This window comes from Albidovulum denitrificans, from assembly GCF_002973535.1.
GTDB classification, from domain to species: Bacteria; Pseudomonadota; Alphaproteobacteria; order Rhodobacterales; family Rhodobacteraceae; genus Albidovulum; species Albidovulum denitrificans.
In genome coordinates, this window is the sequence record NZ_PVEP01000003.1 from 41,644 (window position 1) to 57,805 (window position 16,162).

Sequence of the window (16,162 nt, forward strand, 5' to 3'; positions counted from 1 at the left end):
CTGAACCGACGGGGCCGGTCTGATGCATATCGGACCGGCCTGCGCGTTCACCGGAAGGAACTGGAATGGCGAAACGCGACTATTACGAGGTTCTGGGCGTGTCGCGCGGCGCTTCGGCCGACGAGATCAAGAAGGCCTATCGCGGCAAGGCGAAGGAACTTCACCCCGACCGCAACAAGGACAAGCCCGATTGCGAAGCCCAGTTCAAGGAAGTGAACGAGGCTTATGACGTCCTGAAGGACGACACCAAGAAGGCTGCCTATGACCGCTTTGGCCATGGCGCTTTCGACGGCAGCATGGGCGGCGGTCCGCGCGGCGGCGGCGCCTATGGCAATGGCGATTTCGCTTCGGCCTTCTCGGACGTGTTCGAGGACCTCTTTGGCGATTTCATGGGCGGGCGCGGCGGCGGCCCCGGCGGGCGTCAGCGCGCCAGCCGCGGGTCAGACCTGCGCTACAACCTGCGTGTCACGCTGGAAGAGGCGTTCAAGGGCGCGCAGAAGACGATCAATGTCCCCACCTCGGTCGCCTGCGGCACCTGCAACGGCACCGGGGCCGAGGGCGGCGCCGAACCGCAGGCCTGCCCCACCTGTTCGGGCATGGGCAAGGTTCGCGCGCAGCAGGGCTTCTTCACGGTCGAGCGGACCTGCCCGACCTGCGGCGGCCTTGGCCAGATCATCAAGAACCCCTGCAAGGTCTGCCACGGCGCGGGCCGGGTTGAGAAAGACCGCTCTCTCTCCGTCAACATCCCCGCCGGGGTGGAAACCGGCACCCGCATTCGTCTGGCGGGCGAAGGGGAGGCCGGGATGCGCGGCGGGCCTGCGGGCGACCTTTATATCTTCATCGAGGTCAAGGAACATCCGCTCTTCCAGCGCGACGGTGTCCACCTTTACTGCCGCGTTCCGGTCGCCATGACGGCGGCCGCGATGGGCGGTGAGGTAGAGGTCCCGACGATCGACGGCGGCCGCAGCCGAGTGAAGGTCCCGGCCGGAACCCAGACCGGCAAGCAGTTGCGCCTGCGCGGCAAGGGCATGCCCGCCCTTCGCGGCGGCGGGTCGGGCGACATGCTGATCGAGATCGCGGTGGAAACGCCGGTGAACCTGACCTCGCGCCAGAAGGACCTGCTGCGTGAGTTTCAGGAGCTGAGCAAGGACAACAACCCGGAGGAATCGTCCTTCTTTTCAAAGGTGCGCAGCTTCTGGGACGGGATGAAGGGATAGGCGTCGCGCAGACGCCTGTCCCGACCCTCAGTGATCGTCGTGGGCATGGGCCCGGTCGATCTCATACTTCTTGTCGCAATAGCCGCATTCGACAAAGCCCGTGTCATGCGGGATCGTCAGCCAGACGCGCGGATGGCCCAGCGCGCCGTCACCCCCGTCGCAGGCGACTTTCCAGGTCGTCACAACCTCGGTCTCGGGCGCGGGGATCGTCATCGGGCTACTCCGTTCTGTAACTGCGGGCGCATGATACGCATTGGGTCAGCGGGGACAAGCGCGCTTGAGCATGTTGCACAAAAGTGGGAACCAGTTTTGTGCTTCTCGAACACGCGACATCAAAAGCTTAATCCGCGCGCGGCAACATCCGCCCCAGAACCCGGCCGCCAAGGATATGCAGGTGGTAATGCGGCACCTCCTGCACGCCATGGGTGCCAGAATTGGCGATGGCGCGGTAGCCCTCCCCCTCCTGCCCCGGCGCGACGCCCTGCATCCGGCAGACCTCGGCCGCAGTGCGCATGAAATCGAGGATCTCGGCATCCGGCGCCTCGGCGGCAAAATGGTCGAAGTTGACGTATCTGCCCTTGGGGATCACCAGCACATGCACCGGCGCCTGCGGCCCGATGTCGTGAAAGGCAAGCGTATGCTCGGTCTCCTTCACGGTCTTGTTCGGGATCTCGCCGCGCAGGATGCGGGCGAAGACGTTGGTGTCGTCGTAGCTGTAGGCCATGTCGTTACTCAGTCCGAAAAGAGATGGTCGATAGAGGCAAGGGCGCGTGCCTTGTCGTCAGGGATAGCGGCAAACGCGGCCAGAGGCACGGCATTTTCGGCAGCCCCGGCACTTTCCCGCAGGATCGAGAAATGCGCGAAAGCGGCATCGCGCAGGATGTCGCTTTCATGGCGAATGTCATAGCGGATCGTCGGCAGGAGCCGGGCCAGCGTCTCGGCCCCGGTATGGTCGCCCGCAAGGCCGGTGCGCCGCGCATGGCCCACCAGATAGTCGTCGCTGAAGGCGCATTCGATTTCCAGCATGCGGATGGTGGCCCGGTCGGCGGCAAAATCGCGCAGCGTCGCGATCCCCGCCGGATCGACGCAGATGATCAGGCGGTCGCTTTGCATCTGGTCGAACAGCATCCTGAGCAGCGCGCGGCGATGGCGGTTGCGCTTGGCCAGCGTCGTCTGGATGCCGCCGAGGTCCGGCAGCGGCGTGGCGGCTTCGTCGAAGAGGTATTCGATGGCCGGGATGCCCGTCTCTTCCGACAGTCGCGCGGCCAGACGTTTCGCAACATGCCATTTCTTGCAGATCAGGACGAGGAGTTCGCGTTCCCGGCCCAAGGTCGATTCCGTTTCCCAGAAGCGACGGGCGAAGCGGCGGCCGATCCGGCCCCGTCCGGTGAGGAAGCGGTACAGGTTACGGCCTTCGTTGGAGATACGGAAATCGACGCCCGTCTCGGCGTAAAGATCGCCCAGCCGCGCCTTCAGTTCCGCCGCCTCGGTGCTGATCTTGCGGGCGAAAAGCGCGTCCTGCCCCAAAAGCATGTCGTGGTGATCGTTATAGAAGGTCACCGGCATCCCGTAATCGGAAAACATCAGGAAGGTCAGCGTGCGGGACCGGATTTCCCCCTCTGGCACAACATGGCGGACGAGGGTCTGAAAGAAGGTCTCATCGGGGATCCAGGTCGTGCGGAAGAAGCGCACGATGTCGCGGCGGCGCGCGATCAGCTCAAGCACCCATTCGACCGTCCGGCGGCGCAGGCACCACCACTGGCTGCCGATCATGATGCGCAGGTCGGCGGGGATGTCGCGCTTCAGGCCAAGCCGTTTTTGCAGGTTATAGGCCCCGTAGAACAGGCCCTTGCGCAGGCGTTCGTTGAAATAGTGACGATAGATCAGGCGATCTTCGCGCATCCCGGTCTTGATCCAGTCAGAGCGGAAGAAATCGAAGCTTTCGATATAATCCACATCGTCGCGGTCAAGGAATTCGTGGACGTATTCGGCCGACTTGATCGGCATGCAGTCGCCCGACAGCATGTAGAAATGGCTGGCGCTGGGAAAGGCGGCCTCGGCGGCCTCGACCGCGCGGAGCGTGGCGGCGACAAGGCTCCATTCGCCCCAGCCGCATTTGACGCGGCGCTTGACGAAGACCACGCCCGGATTGTCCTTCAGGGCGGTGCGGATCCTCGCGTAGTCCGCCGGGTTGGCGCGGGCATCGAAGTGAATCGCCATGAAATCGCCCACCGCCGTCAACCGCCGCGCCTGGGCGATAACCCCTTCGGGGTCCTTGTGACAGAGCAGGATGAAAGCGATTTTTGCCATACGGGATACCGACCACGCGCCTTTGTGGCTATTGTTGGGCCAGATAGCTATATCGGCCGTTGAAAAGACAGAGTCTTTTTGCTCTTTAGGCCGTAATTGTTGCCTAATGTCACGACCGGACCGGCCCTCCGGTATTTTAGGAATGGACATAGATGGGATTTCCCGGAACCTGGATGACCGAGAGCGGCAGCATGGTCTACCGCGTGGTGCCGAAATGCGCCTGTTCGACCATCGGTCAGATCATGTTCTATTCCGATCACGGGCGTTTCTTCGACGGCGATATCCATGACGCGGCCGAAGGCCTGCACAAATGGGCGCGTGAGGACAGCCAGCCGATCATTGAAAAGGCCGTGAAGGAACGGCAGGCCTATACCTATACCTGCGTGCGCAACCCCTATACCCGCATCCTGTCGTCCTTCTTCGACAAGATCGCCGGGATTCAGCGCAACGGCCAGCGCTATCGCGGCAACCTGGTGCCGACGCTGATCCAGAAATACGGGATCGAAGTCGGCAGCCCCGAGGACGGGTTCGACTTCGATCAGATCGCCTCATTCCGGCGCTTCCTTCTGTTCGCGCGCGACACGATCCGCTGGAAAAAGCCGATGGAGCCGGACATCCACTGGTCGGCGATGTCGGGCCATATCTCGACCTTCATCGCGAATGGCGGGCGCTACGACCAGATCTTCTTTACCGAGACATTCAACGACGGCATGCAGGTCGTGCTGGATCATATCGAGACGCCGCACAAGGTGGACCTTGCCACGATCCCGCGCTTCAATGAAAGCGAAGGGCATGGGCCGAAGCGCGCCCATCCGGTCGAGGATTATTTCGACGACCTGTCCCGGCACCTGATCTGGGAAATCTATCACAAGGACTTCCAGCTCTTCCGCTATGACTTCGACGATCCGTCGAACAAGATGCCGCTGGGCGAAGTCGATCTGGATGAAATCCACGCCAAGCTTGGGTAACCCACCCCGCCTATGGCCGAGGAGAGACGCGCCATGACCGCCCCGCCCGCCCGCTTTCTGCGATGGCTGTCCGGTCACATGGAGCTTGGGCTGGCCGCGCTTCTGGCGCTGGCGGCGGCGGGGGGCTGGGCCTTTGCCCTGATCGCGGATGAGGTGGCCGAGGGCGAAACCCATGCCTTCGACGAAGCGGTGCTGCTGTCGCTGCGCGCGCCCGGCAACCCGGCCGACCCGCTGGGACCGCCCTGGGTGGAGGAACTGGCGCGCGACATGACCGCACTTGGCGGGACCGCCGTCCTGGCCTTCCTGACGGTGGCCGTCTTCGGCCTTCTCTGGCTTCAGCGGCGGCGGCTGACGGCGCTGTTTCTGGTGGCGGCGGTGGGCGGGGGCCTTACGCTCAGCTCCGCCGCCAAGGCGCTGTTCGACCGGCCGCGCCCGGACCTTGTCCCGCACGGATCGCATGTCTACACGGCGTCCTTCCCCTCGGGCCATTCGATGATGTCGGCCATCGTCTACCTGACGCTGGCCTTGCTGGTCGCCCGGACCCTGCCCGACCGGCGGCTGAAGATCTATGTCGTCACCCTTGCCGCCGCCGTCACCCTGTCGGTCGGCGTCAGCCGCGTCTATCTTGGTGTTCACTGGCCGACCGACGTTCTGGCCGGTTGGGCGGCAGGCGGCGGCTGGGCGCTTGGCTGTGCGGCGCTTGCGCGTTACCTGTCGCGCCGGGGCGCGATCGAGGATGAGGACTGATCAGATCAGGTCGTGATCGCGGAACAGCGCCTTGACGTCGGTTTCGGGCCGCGCGCCGAAATGGCTGATGACCTCGGCCGCCGCGACACAGCCCATGCGGCCCGACACGGCCAGCGACTGGCCGGTCGCAAGGCCATAGAGGAAGCCTGCGGCGAACTGATCGCCCGCGCCCGTCGCATCCACCGGCACCACGCGATGCACCGGCACCTCCACCCGCTCGTCCCCGCGCAGGATCACCACATCGGCGCCCGACCGGGTGCAGACCACCACGCCGCATTCTTCCCGCGCCTGCGCCAGCGCGCCGTCAAGATCGGTCTGGTAGAGCGATTCCCATTCGTGCTGGTTGCCGATGACATAGTCCATCTCGTCCTTCACCAGCCGACGGAAGTCGGCGCGGTGGCGGTCGACACAGAACGGGTCGGACAGCGCGATCCCCGCCTTGCCACCCCCGGCATGGGCCGCGGCGGCGGCCTTGCGGAAGGCGGCCTTGCCCTGATCCTTGTCGAAAAGATAGCCCTCAAGGAACAGGTAGGCGCTGTTCTTCACCACCTCTTCGTCCAGATCGTCGGGGCCGAAATCGGCGCCCGCGCCAAGATAGGTGTTCATCGACCTTTCGCCATCCGGCGTCACGAAGATCATCGAGCGTGAGGTCGGATGGTCCGCCGAAGCCACCGGCGGGTTGGGGAAATCCGTCCCCTCCACCTCAAGCGACTTGGCGTAGAAGCGGCCCAGCGCATCGTCCTTGACCCGGCCGATAAAGGCCGTGCGCAGCCCCATGTTGCCCAGCCCCGCCATGGTGTTGCCGACCGACCCGCCCGGCGCCTCGGTCCGTTCCTTCATCGCGGCATAAAGCATCTCGCCCCGCTCGCGGTCGACAAGCTGCATGATGCCCTTTTCGATCCCCATCCAGTCGAGGAACTTGTCGTCGCATTGGGTCAGCACGTCGACCATGGCATTCCCGATGCCGACAACGTCATAGCTCTTCACAGGGTCTTCTCCTCATAGGAACACAGATCGCGGATCAGGCAGGCCCCGCATTTGGGCTTGCGCGCCACGCAGATATAGCGGCCGTGCAGGATCAGCCAATGATGGGCATGCTGCTGGTATTCGGCCGGCACGTTATCCTCGATCGCGCGCTCGACTGTTTCCACGTCTTTGCCCGGTGCGATGCCGCTGCGGTTGCCGACGCGGAAGATATGGGTATCGACCGCCTGCGCCGGCTGATGAAACCACATGTTCAGCACCACATTCGCCGTCTTGCGCCCGACGCCCGGCAGCGATTGGAGTGCGGCGCGCGAGGACGGGACTTCGCCGCCATATTCTTCGACAAGGATACGGCTCAGCTTGATGACGTTCTTCGCCTTCTGGCGGAAAAGGCCGATGGTCTTGATATGCCCGGTCAGCCCCTCTTCGCCGAGGGCGAGCATCTTTTCCGGGGTATCGGCCACCTTGAACAGCGACCGGGTCGCCTTGTTCACCCCGGCATCGGTCGCCTGCGCCGACAGCGCCACGGCGACGACAAGGGTGAAGGCGTTCACATGCTCCAACTCACCCTTCGGCTCTGCCTCCGCCTCGTGAAAGCGGCGGAAGATCTCCTTCATCGTCAGGTAGTCGAGTTGCTTGGCCATGGGAACGGCGATAGCGGGCGCGCTGCCGGACGGCAAGCCCTTCGGGGAACGAATGCGGCGCGCATCGGCGTTAACGGTGTTTTCGCGCATTTGATGCAGTCTGGCCGCGCAGGCTTGCAGGGAACCGCGCATGGGACGGCCGATCCGTGACATCGCATTTTGGGACGGCAGCGGTCAGGGGACCCGGACCGGCGGCCTTGCCGCAACGGTGCGCATCGCCACCCGCCGCGGCCTTCTGCCCGTCGCGACGCTCAGGCCGGGGGACCTTGTCCTGACGCGGGACAGCGGCTACCGCCCGCTGCGCGCGCTCTGCCCGCTCGGGCCGCTGCCCTGCCTTCAGGTGGCGGGCCTCTGGCTTCGCCCCGGACAGGGCCTTCTCGACCGCGGCCCCGAGGGTGAGGAGGTGCTGATCCCCGCCCACCACCTTGCCACCGGCGCCCCGCCCCTGACGCGGCGCCTTGTCTTCGCGCTGCGGTTCGACCGGCATGAGATCCTTCTGGCGGACGGTCAGTGGACCGAAAGCGCCCCCGCCCCCGGCCTGCCGGCGCGGCGGCGCATCGGCGGGGCCGGGCCGGTGGACGTCTTCCCGCAAAACCGCAAAATCCGGGTCGCGGCGGTGCGCAGGCTCGCCTAGTCTTTCCCAGGACGAAGGAGAGACGCGCCATGACCGAAATGACCGAACCCGAGGGCTATCACTACGCCGTCATCGCCCGCGCGCTTCGCCTGATCGACGCCGAGGGCGGCACCGCGATGCCGCTTGACGACCTCGCCCGCGCCCTGAACATGAGCCCCGCGCATTTTCAGCGTGTCTTCACCCGCTGGGTCGGCGTCAGCCCGAAGCGCTATCAGCAATACCTGACGCTCGACCTCGCCAAGCGGCTTCTGGAGGAACGGCACACGGTCCTTGACGCCGCCGATGGCGCGGGGCTGTCCGGTGGCGGGCGGCTGCACGACCTTTTCATCCGCTGGGAGGCGATGAGCCCCGGTGAATTCGCCCGCGCGGGCGAGGGGTTGAGGATCCATTGGGGGTGGAGCGACAGCCCCTTCGGCCCCGCGCTTCTGATGGCGACGGATCGCGGCATCTGCGGCATCGGTTTCGCGGCCGAGACCGGGGCCGAGGCGACGATGGCCGACCTTCTTGGTCGCTGGCCCAAGGCCGATTTCGTCGAGGACCCGATGATGCTGCGCCCGCTGGCCCTGTCCGCCTTCGGCGCCAGCGCCGATCCCGCGCCGGTCTTCGCCATCGGCGCGCCGTTCCAGATCAAGGTGTGGGAGGCGCTTCTGGCGATCCCGTCGGGCCATGTGACGACCTATACCGACCTTGCCACCGCGATCGGCAACCCGCGCGCCGTCCGCGCCGTCGGCACCGCCGTCGGGCGCAACCCGGTCAGCTGGCTGATCCCCTGCCACCGCGCGCTGCGCAAGACGGGGGAGCTTGGCGGCTATCACTGGGGCCTGCCGATCAAGCGCGCCCTTCTCGCGTGGGAGGCAGCCCGCAGCGACGCGGGCTGACCCCGAAGCGCGGGCCGCCTCAGCCGCGCATCTTCTTGACGATCAGCCCGACGACGACCTGCACGATCAGTCCCGCGACACCGCCGCCGACAAGGTTGCCCGCCATAGCCGCGATCCCGCCGGCATCGCCCAGCATCCCGCCCAGAAGCTGACCCCCGCCAAGCCCGCCGACGGCCCCGGCGATGAGGTTACCGATATTGCCCATATCGGCGCCCTTCACGGCCTTGCCGCCGCCGACGCCACCCAAGGCCCCGCCGATCACCTGCGCAATGATCTGTTCCATTCCGATTGTCCCCCTGGTCCATGGCAAAGCGCCATGCGACCAGCCTCCTGCGACATCCTGCCGCATGTCAAGCCGCAGGGGGCCTGCCTGCCCCTACGTCAGCATGGGCGGTTCAGCCGCGCTCCGCCTCTTGCGCCAGGCGCAGGCGGGCCAGTTTCTCATTCGACCGGGCGCGGCGATCCTCGCTCAGCGCGGTCCTGACAAAGCCCATATGCGCCGCGACGGCCGCCCGCGCCGCTTCGGGGTCGCGCTGCTGAAGGGCGGTGTTGATCGCCCGGTGCTGGTCGAGGAGAAGGTCGCGGGTGTTCTTTTGCCGGAACATGATCTGACGGTTGTAGAACACGCCTTCGCGCAGCAACTCGTACATCGACCGCATCATGTGCAGCATGATGACGTTGTGGCTGGCCTCGATGATGGCCATGTGGAACTGCGCGTCCAGCGCCGCCTCATCCTCGGGGTTCCGCTTCTGATGCGCGGCCTCCATCTTGGCAAAGATCGCGGCGATAACGGCGAGGTCGGTGTCGCTGCCCAGACGCGCGGCGCGCTCGGCGGCCAGCCCCTCCATGTCGCTGCGGAAATCGAGGTAGTCAAAGACCGCCTCGTCATGGCTTCCGAAAAGCCGGATCAGCGCAGGCGCGAAAGCAGAGCCCAGAACCTCGGCCACATAGATCCCGGCACCGGGGCGCGCGGTCAAAAGCCCCGCCGCCTGCAATTCAGACACTGCCTCGCGCAGCGAGGGGCGCGAGACGCCAAGCCGCTCGGACAGTTCGCGTTCGGCCGGAAGGCGTTCGCCCGGACGCAGGATGCCTTGCAGGATCAGCCGCTCGATCTGGCGGACGACGGCATGGGACAGCTTCTCGGGCGCGATTTCCTGATAGGGCATGGTCCACCTTGGATTGGTCAAGTCTTATGACCGCATCGGGGTTGGCACAACCGAAAAGCCGTGTCAGCGCGGCCGGAGGCTGAAGAGATCGACGAAGCGCTGGCCAAGGGCCGGGTCGCCGGTGAAGGCAATCGCGCCGCTGTCGATCCAGTGACGCAGCGGGGCGGGGCCGTAGATCACCGGCGCCAGCGCATTGGCGCTGCCGGTAAAGGCGATGTCGCCCTCCGCCGCCCCGCGCCGCGCCTGCCAGCGCCCCGCCTCGATGCCGCCGATGAAGGTTTCACGCCCAAGGTCAAAGCCCGCGCGGACGGTCATCCCCGCCGCCTTCGCGCCATCTATCATTGCGCCCATGGAGATCATCAGGGCCGAGGGGCTGATGAATTTCGTCGGGTCGTGGCCCGGCACCTGCACCGCCCATTGGCACATCGCCTCAAGCAGCGGCAGCGCCGCCTGACCGGCCTCTGTCAGTTCGTAGACCTGCACCTCCGCCGGGTCGGGCAGCATCCGCCGCCGCACGATCCCGCCCGCCTCAAGCCCCTGAAGCCGCTGCGTCAGGACCGAGGCGCTGATCCCCGGCAGGCCCGCGCGCAACAGGCCGAAGCGCTTCGGCCCGAAGATCAGTTCGCGGATCACGAGGAACGACCACCGCTCCCCCAGAAGGTCGAGCGCATGGGCGGCAAGGCACCCTTCATTATAGACGCTGCGCGGGGTCTCCGGCCTGATCTCGCTCATTTAGTAGCTTTTTCCAACTGATAGTTGCTTTTTACAACTTATCGCCTCACCCTGCCCCTTGCAACAGGAGGATTCGCCATGAGCTATATCGACGGATTTGTGATCCCCGTCCCCACCGCCCGGCGCGAGGACTATCGCGCGCATGAGGCGAAGTGGTGGCCGACCTTCCGCGGGATGGGCGCGCAGACGCTCGTCGTCGGCTGGGGGGATGAGGTTCCGCCCGGAAAGCAGACCGATTTCCTGCGCGCCGTCGCCGCGACGCCGGATGAGACGGTCGTCTTCGCCTGGATGATCTGGCCCGACAAGGCCACCCGCGACGCCGCCTACAAGAAGATGATGGAGGACCCGAACATGGAGGGGGTGGAGATGCCCTTCGACGGCAAGCGCATGATCTATGGCGGCTTCGAACCGATCCTGATGGAAGGAGAAGGCGCATGACCGCCCCCCGCAAGACCTCGACCCTCGCCGCGCAGCACGGCAGCCCCTGCTGGTATGAGCTTTCGACCGCCCCCGGCGCCCTTCCCGCCGCCGAGGCGTTCTATGGCAAGGTCCTTGGCTGGTCCGTCGCCGATTCCGGGATGCCCGGCTTCGACTACCGGCTGGCGAAACGCGGCGATGACATGGTCGCGGGCATGATGGTCATGCCGGATGAGGCGAAGGGGATGCCGCCGATGTGGATGGTCTATTTCGCCGTCGAGGATGCCGACAAGGCGGTGGCGCGGATGAAGAAGGCGGGCGCGCGCGTCCATGTGCCGGTGACGCCGATCCCCAATACCGGACGCTTTGCCATTCTCGGCGACCCGATGGGCAGCGGCTTTGGCATCCTGGAGCCGCTGGACGGGCAAACCGGCACCGCCTTCAACCAGAAGAAAGCGGGCCACGGCAACTGGCATGAGCTGAACAGCCCCGACCCCAGGGCCGCGATGAAGTTCTACGGCGATCAGTTCGGCTGGACCCCCTCGACCAGCATGGATATGGGCGATCTCGGCTCTTACGACCTCTTCTCCCGCGACGGCACCGACATCGGCGGGATGCAGCGGCTGCGCCCAGAGACGGGTCAGGGCAGCGGCTTCTGGCTGCCCTATTTCGGCGTCGATGGCACCGAGGCGGCGATGGGGCGGATCACGGCGGCGGGCGGGACGGTCAGGCATGGCCCGTCCGAGGTGCCGGGCGGCGCCTGGATCGCCATCGCCGACGATCCGCAGGGCGCCAGCTTCGCCGTCGTCGGTCCGAAATAGGGGCGCGCCATGACACGGGATCGCATCGTCACCTGTCTCTGGTTCGACGGCAACGCGCGGGAGGCGGCGGAATTCTACGCCGCCACCTTCCCCGACAGCCATGTCGGGCGCGCGCTGGCCTCCCCCGCCGACAACCCCTCGACGCCTGCGGGGCAGGAGATCACGGTGGAGTTCACCGTGCTTGGCCAGCCCTTCGTCGGCCTGAACGGCGGGCCGCAGTTCAAGTTCGATCAGGCCGTGTCGTTTCAGGTGATGACCGACACGCAGGAGGAAACCGACCGCTACTGGAACGCGCTTGTCGCCAATGGCGGCGCGGAAAATGCGTGCAGTTGGTGCCGCGACCGGTTCGGCCTTTTCTGGCAGATCGTTCCCCGCGCCCTGATCGCCGCGATGAACGACCCCGACCGGGCGGCGGCGAAACGGGCGATGGAGGCGATGATGACGATGAAGAAGATCGACATCGCCGCGATCGAGGCCGCGCGGCGCGGCTGACCCGCCCGCCAACGAAAAAGGCCGGACCCCCAGGGGTCCGGCCTTCCTGTCATCCGGCGGCGAGGGATCAGCCGGTCGGAATGATAAGGATTTCCACGCGGCGGTTCTGCGCCTGACCGTCCGCCGTCAGGTTCGACGCAACCGGCGCGCTTTCGCCGCGCCCGTAGGACGCGATCCGCCCGCCCGAGACACCGGCGCTGCGCAGGATCGACGCAACCGCCGCGGCACGACGTTCGGACAGGTCCTGATTATAGGTGGCAGAGCCGGTGTTGTCGGTGTGACCCACGACCTCAACCCGCGTGTTCGGGTAGCGGTTGAGGTTGTCGGCGACGGTGTAAAGATCGTTCTGGATCGACCCTTGGACCGCGGCGCTGTCGGTGGCGAAGAGGATGCCGTTCGGCATCACGACGCGCAGTTGGTTGCCTTCGTTCACGACCCGGATGCGGCTGTCGTTCAGTTGCGCCTGAAGCTCCGCCGCCTGCCGGTCCAGGTTGTGGCCGATGAGACCGCCCGCCGCCGCGCCGATGGCGCCGCCGACGACCGCCCGGTCAAGCTTGTCCTTGCCACCCTTGCCCGTCAGGATGCCAAGGCCCGCACCAATGGCCGCGCCGGTCAGCGCGCCTTCCTTGGTCCGCTGGTTCGGGTTGGCCGAATACTGATCGACCGGGGTACAGGCCGTCAGGGCAATCGCCGAAACCGAGCCGGCGATGAGAAGGGCTTTGATGCGCATGTGTAACTGCTCCGCATGATTTTCTTTCGCCGATATCTCGGATTTTAGGCGCTGTTAAGCAATAACGCCGTGAACGCTGCTCGGTTCCGGCGGGTTTCCGCGCATCGGCGAATATTTCTTCGCCGCCGCAATGCCCCGGCGCGCAAAAGAAAAACCCGGCCGCGCGGGCCGGGTTTTCGGGGTCCGTTCGGACGGCCGCGATCAGTGCAGCTTGGTCTCCACCTCGCCGATGGCGGCGTCGATCAGGCCGTTCTTGTCGGCCTTCGACATCTTCTCGGCGATCAGCTCACCCGCAGCGGCCACGGCGATGTTCACCGCGCGGTCGCGCACTTCGCGCACGGCGGCGGCCTCGGCCGACGCGATCTGATCCTCGGCCGCGGCCAGACGCCGCGTGATCGAGGCTTTCAGATCGGCCTTCGCCTGATCGGCGGCGGCCATCGCCTCGCGCTTGGCGGTCTCCACGATCTTGGCGGCCTGCTCCTGCACTTCCTTCTGCTTGCGCTCATAGGAAGACAGGATCGAGCGTGCCTCATCGTGCAGCGCGCGGGCATCGTCGAGGTCCTTCTTGATCCCGGCGGCGCGCTTGTCGAGCTGCGCGCCGATCAGGCCCGGCACCTTGAAATAGATCAGGACGCCGATGAACAGAAGGAATGCGACGGTGACGACGAATTCCGTGCTGCGGAGCGAGAAGAACGCTTCCCCTCCCGCCGCGAAGGCGGGGGTGGCCAGCATGAGGGCTGCGGTTGCGGTCAGGATACGGTTCATGGCCTCACCCCTTCAGCCGTGCGGTGACGGCGCCTGCAACGGTCTTGGCATCCGCCTTGACGCCCATCGTGTCGACGATCGCCGCCGCGGCATCGCGCGCGACCTCTTCGACGTTCTTCGCGGCCCCGGCCCGGATCTCTTCGATCCGCTTGGCGGATTCGGCGGTCTTCGCGGCGATCTCGGCATCGGCCTTGGCCGTCGCCTTGTCGAGGTCTTTCTGGATCTCGGCCCGCGCCTCGGCGACGATCTTGTTCGCCTCTTCGCGCGCGTCGATCAGCGCCTGATTATAGGCCTTCTCGGCCTCGACGGCCTTGGCCTTAAGCTCTTCGGCGGCGGCGATGTCATTGGTGATCGCGCCCTGACGGTCGGCAAGGATGCCGCCGATACGGGGCAGCGCGACCTTGCTGAGGATCAGGTAGATCAGGACAAGCGCCACCACGAGCCAGAAAATCTGGTTCGGGAAGGTTTCCCAGTTGAGCTGGGGCATACCGGCGCTTTGCGCCGCATGTCCGCCCGCCTCGGCGGCGTGGCCCGCGACCTCGGTCACGGCCCCGGCGGCTTCTGTCGTTGTGTTTGCCATCTCGGCCCCCTCGAAACCTTGATTACAACCCGGATGGGCGCGCCTGCACCCATCCGGCCGTAAGGATGGTCAGTCGAGGCTCAGACGGCGAACATCAGCAGAAGCGCGACGAGGAACGAGAAGATCCCGAGCGCTTCGGCGAAGGCGATGCCGATGAAGAGCGTGGCGGTCTGGCCGGCAGCCGCCGACGGGTTGCGAAGCGCACCGGCGAGGAAGTTGCCGGCGACGTTGCCCACACCCATGGCCGAGCCGCCCATGCCGATGCAGGCGAGGCCCGCGCCGATGAACTTGCCGAGAGCTGCTGCTGCTGCGATTTCCATGTTGATCTCCTTACGGTTGGAAGAGTTGCAGAGGTTTCTGACGTCCCTCAGTGCGAGGGATGCAGCGCGTCCTTCAGATAGACGCAAGTCAGGATGGTGAAGACATAGGCCTGGATGAAGGCCACGAGGATTTCCAGCGCGTACATCGCGACGATCGCCAGGATCGACAGCGGCGTCACCGCGATGCCGATGCCCGACATCAGGATCAGCGGCGCGAAGGCGGCAAAGACCTTGATGACCGCGTGACCGGCCATCATGTTGCCCGCAAGTCGGATGGAGTGGCTGACCGGGCGCACGAAGTAGGAAATCACCTCGATCAGCGCCAGCACCGGGCGCAGCGGCAGCGGCGCCGACTTGACCCAGAACAGCTCAAGGAAATGCGCGCCGTTCTTGATAAAGCCGAAGATCGTCACGGTCAGGAAAACGGCCATGGCAAGGATGCCGGTGACGGCGATATGGCTCGTCGTGGTCAGCGCGCCGGGGATCAGGCCCAGGAAGTTCGAGAAGACGATGAAGCAGAACAGCGTGAAGACATAAGGAAAGAACTTCAGCCCTTCCTTGCCGGTCACGTCCTCGACCATCTTGTGAACGAAGCCATAGCCAAGCTCGGCGATCGACTGGATGCGGCTCGGGATGGTGGCGCGGCCACGGGTACCGATCACGAAAAGACCGATGATGCAGAGGATCGCGATACCCATCCAGAGCGTCGCGTTGGTCGGCGTGTACCAATGGATCGGCCCGTCGCCGAACAGCGGCTGGATCTTGAACTGATCCATCGGGTGAAAGACCAGACCTTCGCTTTGCCCTTCAGTCGCCACGGCTATTCCCCTTCGTCCCTGGCGGGCGCGCCCGCCGCATTTTTCGCCTGGATCTCGGTCGCGGTGCGAAGCATCGTCTTCACCCCGGCCGCGAAGCCCAGAAGTATGAACAGCACCAGGAAGATCGGCATGGTCCCGAAAAGGGAATCCAGCCCGTACCCGATACCGAAACCGATGGCGAGGCCCGCCACCAGCTCAATCACCATCCGCCAGCCCTGGCTCGCGGCCGAGTAATGATCCTCCACCGTCGGCTTCGGAGCACGGACCTTCCTCGCCGCCGCCAACCGCTCCTCGAGCGCCTTGAGGCGGTCGGGATCGGGCGCGTCGGACATGGCGAAAGGCCCCCTCGGACAGTCGCGCGATAGCTAGCCGCCGCGGCGGCCTGAGTCAATGCGGCTGCGCGGCGGGCGCAAGCGCCGCAACCGCCTGAAACAAAAAGACTTTCCGAATCCCGCCCGGCGCCGCCCGCCGCCCGCCCTCACGCCGGATCACGAAATCCGGCGTTTTCGCATATTCAACCTTCCGGTTGACGATTTTCCCGGCCCGTAGCAGAGAAGGGCCATGATCCCGGCCCGGCCGCCCTCACTCGACGCGATCTTCGCCGCCCTCGCCGACCCCACGCGGCGGGCGATCCTGACCATGCTTCTGGAAGACGACATGGCCGTGACCGACGTCGCCGAACCGTTCGAGATGTCGCTGGCCGCGATCTCCAAACACCTCGCCGCGCTGGCCGAGGCGGGGCTCATCAGCCAGGAAAAGCGCGGAAGGGTGAAATGGTGCAAGCTCGAACCCGACGCGATGCGCGCGGCCACGGTCTGGATTCAGGGCTTCGGCCAGTTCGACCCGGTGGATTTCGACGCCTTCGAACGGTTTCTCGATCAGGAACTCGGCGACCCGGCCTGAGCTTCATCTTGCCCGAAATACCTCCGCCGGAGGCGT

The 16,162-nt window shown here is 65.6% G+C and carries 23 protein-coding genes; 9 read left to right on the plus strand and 14 right to left on the minus strand.

Annotated elements, in window-relative coordinates:
- Positions 1–65 precede the first annotated feature (65 nt).
- Positions 66–1,217, plus strand: coding sequence for a molecular chaperone DnaJ (gene dnaJ, locus LX70_RS08920; RefSeq protein WP_105514265.1), 1,152 nt, complete (start codon positions 66–68; stop codon positions 1,215–1,217).
- A gap of 27 nt (positions 1,218–1,244) precedes the next feature.
- On the opposite strand, the gene LX70_RS08925 is transcribed toward dnaJ, so the two are convergent.
- From LX70_RS08925 to LX70_RS08935, 3 genes are all read right to left on the minus strand, one after another.
- On the minus strand, positions 1,245–1,430 hold the full coding sequence (locus LX70_RS08925; protein ID WP_105514267.1) for a zinc-finger domain-containing protein: 186 nt from the start codon (positions 1,428–1,430) through the stop codon (positions 1,245–1,247).
- A gap of 127 nt (positions 1,431–1,557) precedes the next feature.
- Positions 1,558–1,941 (minus strand): histidine triad nucleotide-binding protein, encoded by a 384-nt coding sequence (locus tag LX70_RS08930; protein ID WP_105514269.1) that lies wholly within the window; start codon positions 1,939–1,941, stop codon positions 1,558–1,560.
- Positions 1,942–1,949: 8 nt separating this feature from the next.
- The gene (locus LX70_RS08935; RefSeq protein WP_105514270.1) at positions 1,950–3,527 is read right to left on the minus strand and encodes a DUF5928 domain-containing protein; all 1,578 of its coding nucleotides are present in this window, start codon (positions 3,525–3,527) and stop codon (positions 1,950–1,952) included.
- A 152-nt stretch (positions 3,528–3,679) separates the two neighbouring features.
- On the opposite strand from LX70_RS08935, the gene LX70_RS08940 reads away from it, so the two are divergent.
- Positions 3,680–4,495 carry a sulfotransferase family protein gene (locus LX70_RS08940; RefSeq protein ID WP_105514272.1) on the plus strand — a complete coding sequence of 272 codons (816 nt, stop codon included), beginning with the start codon at positions 3,680–3,682 and terminating at the stop codon, positions 4,493–4,495.
- A gap of 33 nt (positions 4,496–4,528) precedes the next feature.
- Positions 4,529–5,242 (plus strand): phosphatase PAP2 family protein, encoded by a 714-nt coding sequence (locus LX70_RS08945; protein ID WP_245885016.1) that lies wholly within the window; start codon positions 4,529–4,531, stop codon positions 5,240–5,242.
- Here the strand turns inward: LX70_RS08945 and LX70_RS08950 are convergent, their stop codons facing one another.
- Together LX70_RS08950 and nth are read right to left on the minus strand one after the other, a co-directional pair.
- Entirely contained in the window at positions 5,243–6,229 is a 987-nt protein-coding gene (locus LX70_RS08950) for an adenosine kinase (protein ID WP_245885018.1), read from the minus strand.
- The gene (gene nth / locus LX70_RS08955) at positions 6,226–6,870 is read right to left on the minus strand and encodes an endonuclease III (RefSeq protein WP_105514275.1); all 645 of its coding nucleotides are present in this window, start codon (positions 6,868–6,870) and stop codon (positions 6,226–6,228) included. The genes LX70_RS08950 and nth overlap by 4 nt, the downstream gene beginning before the upstream one ends.
- A gap of 130 nt (positions 6,871–7,000) precedes the next feature.
- Here nth and LX70_RS08960 point away from each other — a divergent pair, with 130 nt between their 5' ends.
- Together LX70_RS08960 and LX70_RS08965 are read left to right on the plus strand one after the other, a co-directional pair.
- Positions 7,001–7,504, plus strand: a complete 504-nt coding sequence (locus LX70_RS08960) for a Hint domain-containing protein (protein ID WP_105514277.1) — start codon at positions 7,001–7,003, stop codon at positions 7,502–7,504.
- 38 nt (positions 7,505–7,542) lie between these two features.
- The gene (locus tag LX70_RS08965) at positions 7,543–8,382 is read left to right on the plus strand and encodes a methylated-DNA--[protein]-cysteine S-methyltransferase (protein WP_105514700.1); all 840 of its coding nucleotides are present in this window, start codon (positions 7,543–7,545) and stop codon (positions 8,380–8,382) included.
- Between the two features lie 19 nt (positions 8,383–8,401).
- Here the strand turns inward: LX70_RS08965 and LX70_RS08970 are convergent, their stop codons facing one another.
- The 3 genes from LX70_RS08970 to LX70_RS08980 all read right to left on the minus strand — a co-directional run bounded on the left by LX70_RS08970 (position 8,402) and on the right by LX70_RS08980 (position 10,280).
- The gene (locus LX70_RS08970) at positions 8,402–8,665 is read right to left on the minus strand and encodes a hypothetical protein (RefSeq protein WP_105514278.1); all 264 of its coding nucleotides are present in this window, start codon (positions 8,663–8,665) and stop codon (positions 8,402–8,404) included.
- Positions 8,666–8,777: 112 nt separating this feature from the next.
- A complete protein-coding gene (locus LX70_RS08975) occupies positions 8,778–9,548 on the minus strand; it encodes an FCD domain-containing protein (RefSeq protein ID WP_105514280.1) in 771 nt (256 codons plus the stop codon).
- Positions 9,549–9,611: 63 nt separating this feature from the next.
- Positions 9,612–10,280, minus strand: coding sequence for a winged helix-turn-helix transcriptional regulator (locus LX70_RS08980; RefSeq protein ID WP_105514282.1), 669 nt, complete (start codon positions 10,278–10,280; stop codon positions 9,612–9,614).
- 78 nt (positions 10,281–10,358) lie between these two features.
- Between LX70_RS08980 and LX70_RS08985 the strand changes: the two genes are divergently transcribed.
- From LX70_RS08985 to LX70_RS08995, 3 genes are read left to right on the plus strand one after another with little or no spacing between them, the layout of a single operon-like run.
- Positions 10,359–10,718, plus strand: a complete 360-nt coding sequence (locus LX70_RS08985) for a DUF1428 domain-containing protein (protein WP_105514284.1) — start codon at positions 10,359–10,361, stop codon at positions 10,716–10,718.
- Positions 10,715–11,518, plus strand: a complete 804-nt coding sequence (locus tag LX70_RS08990; RefSeq protein WP_105514286.1) for a VOC family protein — start codon at positions 10,715–10,717, stop codon at positions 11,516–11,518. The genes LX70_RS08985 and LX70_RS08990 overlap by 4 nt, the downstream gene beginning before the upstream one ends.
- Before the next feature lie 9 nt (positions 11,519–11,527).
- Positions 11,528–12,010, plus strand: coding sequence for a VOC family protein (locus tag LX70_RS08995; protein ID WP_105514288.1), 483 nt, complete (start codon positions 11,528–11,530; stop codon positions 12,008–12,010).
- Positions 12,011–12,077: 67 nt separating this feature from the next.
- Here the strand turns inward: LX70_RS08995 and LX70_RS09000 are convergent, their stop codons facing one another.
- The 6 genes from LX70_RS09000 to LX70_RS09025 form a co-directional block, all read right to left on the minus strand.
- The gene (locus tag LX70_RS09000) at positions 12,078–12,740 is read right to left on the minus strand and encodes a YiaD family glycine zipper/OmpA-like lipoprotein (RefSeq protein ID WP_105514290.1); all 663 of its coding nucleotides are present in this window, start codon (positions 12,738–12,740) and stop codon (positions 12,078–12,080) included.
- A gap of 201 nt (positions 12,741–12,941) precedes the next feature.
- On the minus strand, positions 12,942–13,505 hold the full coding sequence (locus LX70_RS09005) for a F0F1 ATP synthase subunit B (protein WP_105514291.1): 564 nt from the start codon (positions 13,503–13,505) through the stop codon (positions 12,942–12,944).
- 4 nt (positions 13,506–13,509) lie between these two features.
- Positions 13,510–14,085: a F0F1 ATP synthase subunit B' gene (locus LX70_RS09010; protein WP_105514292.1), complete on the minus strand. Its 576-nt coding sequence runs from the start codon at positions 14,083–14,085 to the stop codon at positions 13,510–13,512.
- 80 nt (positions 14,086–14,165) lie between these two features.
- Positions 14,166–14,405: a F0F1 ATP synthase subunit C gene (locus tag LX70_RS09015; RefSeq protein ID WP_105514294.1), complete on the minus strand. Its 240-nt coding sequence runs from the start codon at positions 14,403–14,405 to the stop codon at positions 14,166–14,168.
- 47 nt (positions 14,406–14,452) lie between these two features.
- Complete coding sequence (locus LX70_RS09020) at positions 14,453–15,223, minus strand: F0F1 ATP synthase subunit A (RefSeq protein ID WP_425430581.1); 771 nt, start codon at positions 15,221–15,223, stop codon at positions 14,453–14,455.
- A gap of 2 nt (positions 15,224–15,225) precedes the next feature.
- The gene (locus tag LX70_RS09025; RefSeq protein ID WP_105514298.1) at positions 15,226–15,555 is read right to left on the minus strand and encodes an AtpZ/AtpI family protein; all 330 of its coding nucleotides are present in this window, start codon (positions 15,553–15,555) and stop codon (positions 15,226–15,228) included.
- Positions 15,556–15,784: 229 nt separating this feature from the next.
- On the opposite strand from LX70_RS09025, the gene LX70_RS09030 reads away from it, so the two are divergent.
- Positions 15,785–16,126, plus strand: coding sequence for an ArsR/SmtB family transcription factor (locus LX70_RS09030; RefSeq protein WP_105514300.1), 342 nt, complete (start codon positions 15,785–15,787; stop codon positions 16,124–16,126).
- Positions 16,127–16,162: the final 36 nt, after the last annotated feature.

What these genes read in the sequence shown, in the direction of transcription:
- LX70_RS08945 (WP_245885016.1), top strand. Translation starts at nt 4,529, where the DNA reads ATGACCGCCCCGCCCGCCCGCTTTCTGCGATGGCTGTCCGGTCACATG.
- LX70_RS09015 (WP_105514294.1), bottom strand. Translation starts at nt 14,405, where the DNA reads ATGGAAATCGCAGCAGCAGCAGCTCTCGGCAAGTTCATCGGCGCGGGC.
- LX70_RS08995 (WP_105514288.1), top strand. Translation starts at nt 11,528, where the DNA reads ATGACACGGGATCGCATCGTCACCTGTCTCTGGTTCGACGGCAACGCG.
- LX70_RS09005 (WP_105514291.1), bottom strand. Translation starts at nt 13,505, where the DNA reads ATGAACCGTATCCTGACCGCAACCGCAGCCCTCATGCTGGCCACCCCC.
- dnaJ (WP_105514265.1), top strand. Translation starts at nt 66, where the DNA reads ATGGCGAAACGCGACTATTACGAGGTTCTGGGCGTGTCGCGCGGCGCT.
- LX70_RS08930 (WP_105514269.1), bottom strand. Translation starts at nt 1,941, where the DNA reads ATGGCCTACAGCTACGACGACACCAACGTCTTCGCCCGCATCCTGCGC.
- LX70_RS08940 (WP_105514272.1), top strand. Translation starts at nt 3,680, where the DNA reads ATGGGATTTCCCGGAACCTGGATGACCGAGAGCGGCAGCATGGTCTAC.
- LX70_RS08990 (WP_105514286.1), top strand. Translation starts at nt 10,715, where the DNA reads ATGACCGCCCCCCGCAAGACCTCGACCCTCGCCGCGCAGCACGGCAGC.
- LX70_RS08975 (WP_105514280.1), bottom strand. Translation starts at nt 9,548, where the DNA reads ATGCCCTATCAGGAAATCGCGCCCGAGAAGCTGTCCCATGCCGTCGTC.
- LX70_RS09010 (WP_105514292.1), bottom strand. Translation starts at nt 14,085, where the DNA reads ATGGCAAACACAACGACAGAAGCCGCCGGGGCCGTGACCGAGGTCGCG.
- LX70_RS09025 (WP_105514298.1), bottom strand. Translation starts at nt 15,555, where the DNA reads ATGTCCGACGCGCCCGATCCCGACCGCCTCAAGGCGCTCGAGGAGCGG.
- LX70_RS08980 (WP_105514282.1), bottom strand. Translation starts at nt 10,280, where the DNA reads ATGAGCGAGATCAGGCCGGAGACCCCGCGCAGCGTCTATAATGAAGGG.
- LX70_RS08965 (WP_105514700.1), top strand. Translation starts at nt 7,543, where the DNA reads ATGACCGAACCCGAGGGCTATCACTACGCCGTCATCGCCCGCGCGCTT.
- LX70_RS09030 (WP_105514300.1), top strand. Translation starts at nt 15,785, where the DNA reads ATGATCCCGGCCCGGCCGCCCTCACTCGACGCGATCTTCGCCGCCCTC.
- LX70_RS08960 (WP_105514277.1), top strand. Translation starts at nt 7,001, where the DNA reads ATGGGACGGCCGATCCGTGACATCGCATTTTGGGACGGCAGCGGTCAG.
- LX70_RS08925 (WP_105514267.1), bottom strand. Translation starts at nt 1,430, where the DNA reads ATGACGATCCCCGCGCCCGAGACCGAGGTTGTGACGACCTGGAAAGTC.
- LX70_RS09000 (WP_105514290.1), bottom strand. Translation starts at nt 12,740, where the DNA reads ATGCGCATCAAAGCCCTTCTCATCGCCGGCTCGGTTTCGGCGATTGCC.
- LX70_RS08985 (WP_105514284.1), top strand. Translation starts at nt 10,359, where the DNA reads ATGAGCTATATCGACGGATTTGTGATCCCCGTCCCCACCGCCCGGCGC.
- nth (WP_105514275.1), bottom strand. Translation starts at nt 6,870, where the DNA reads ATGGCCAAGCAACTCGACTACCTGACGATGAAGGAGATCTTCCGCCGC.
- LX70_RS08935 (WP_105514270.1), bottom strand. Translation starts at nt 3,527, where the DNA reads ATGGCAAAAATCGCTTTCATCCTGCTCTGTCACAAGGACCCCGAAGGG.
- LX70_RS08970 (WP_105514278.1), bottom strand. Translation starts at nt 8,665, where the DNA reads ATGGAACAGATCATTGCGCAGGTGATCGGCGGGGCCTTGGGTGGCGTC.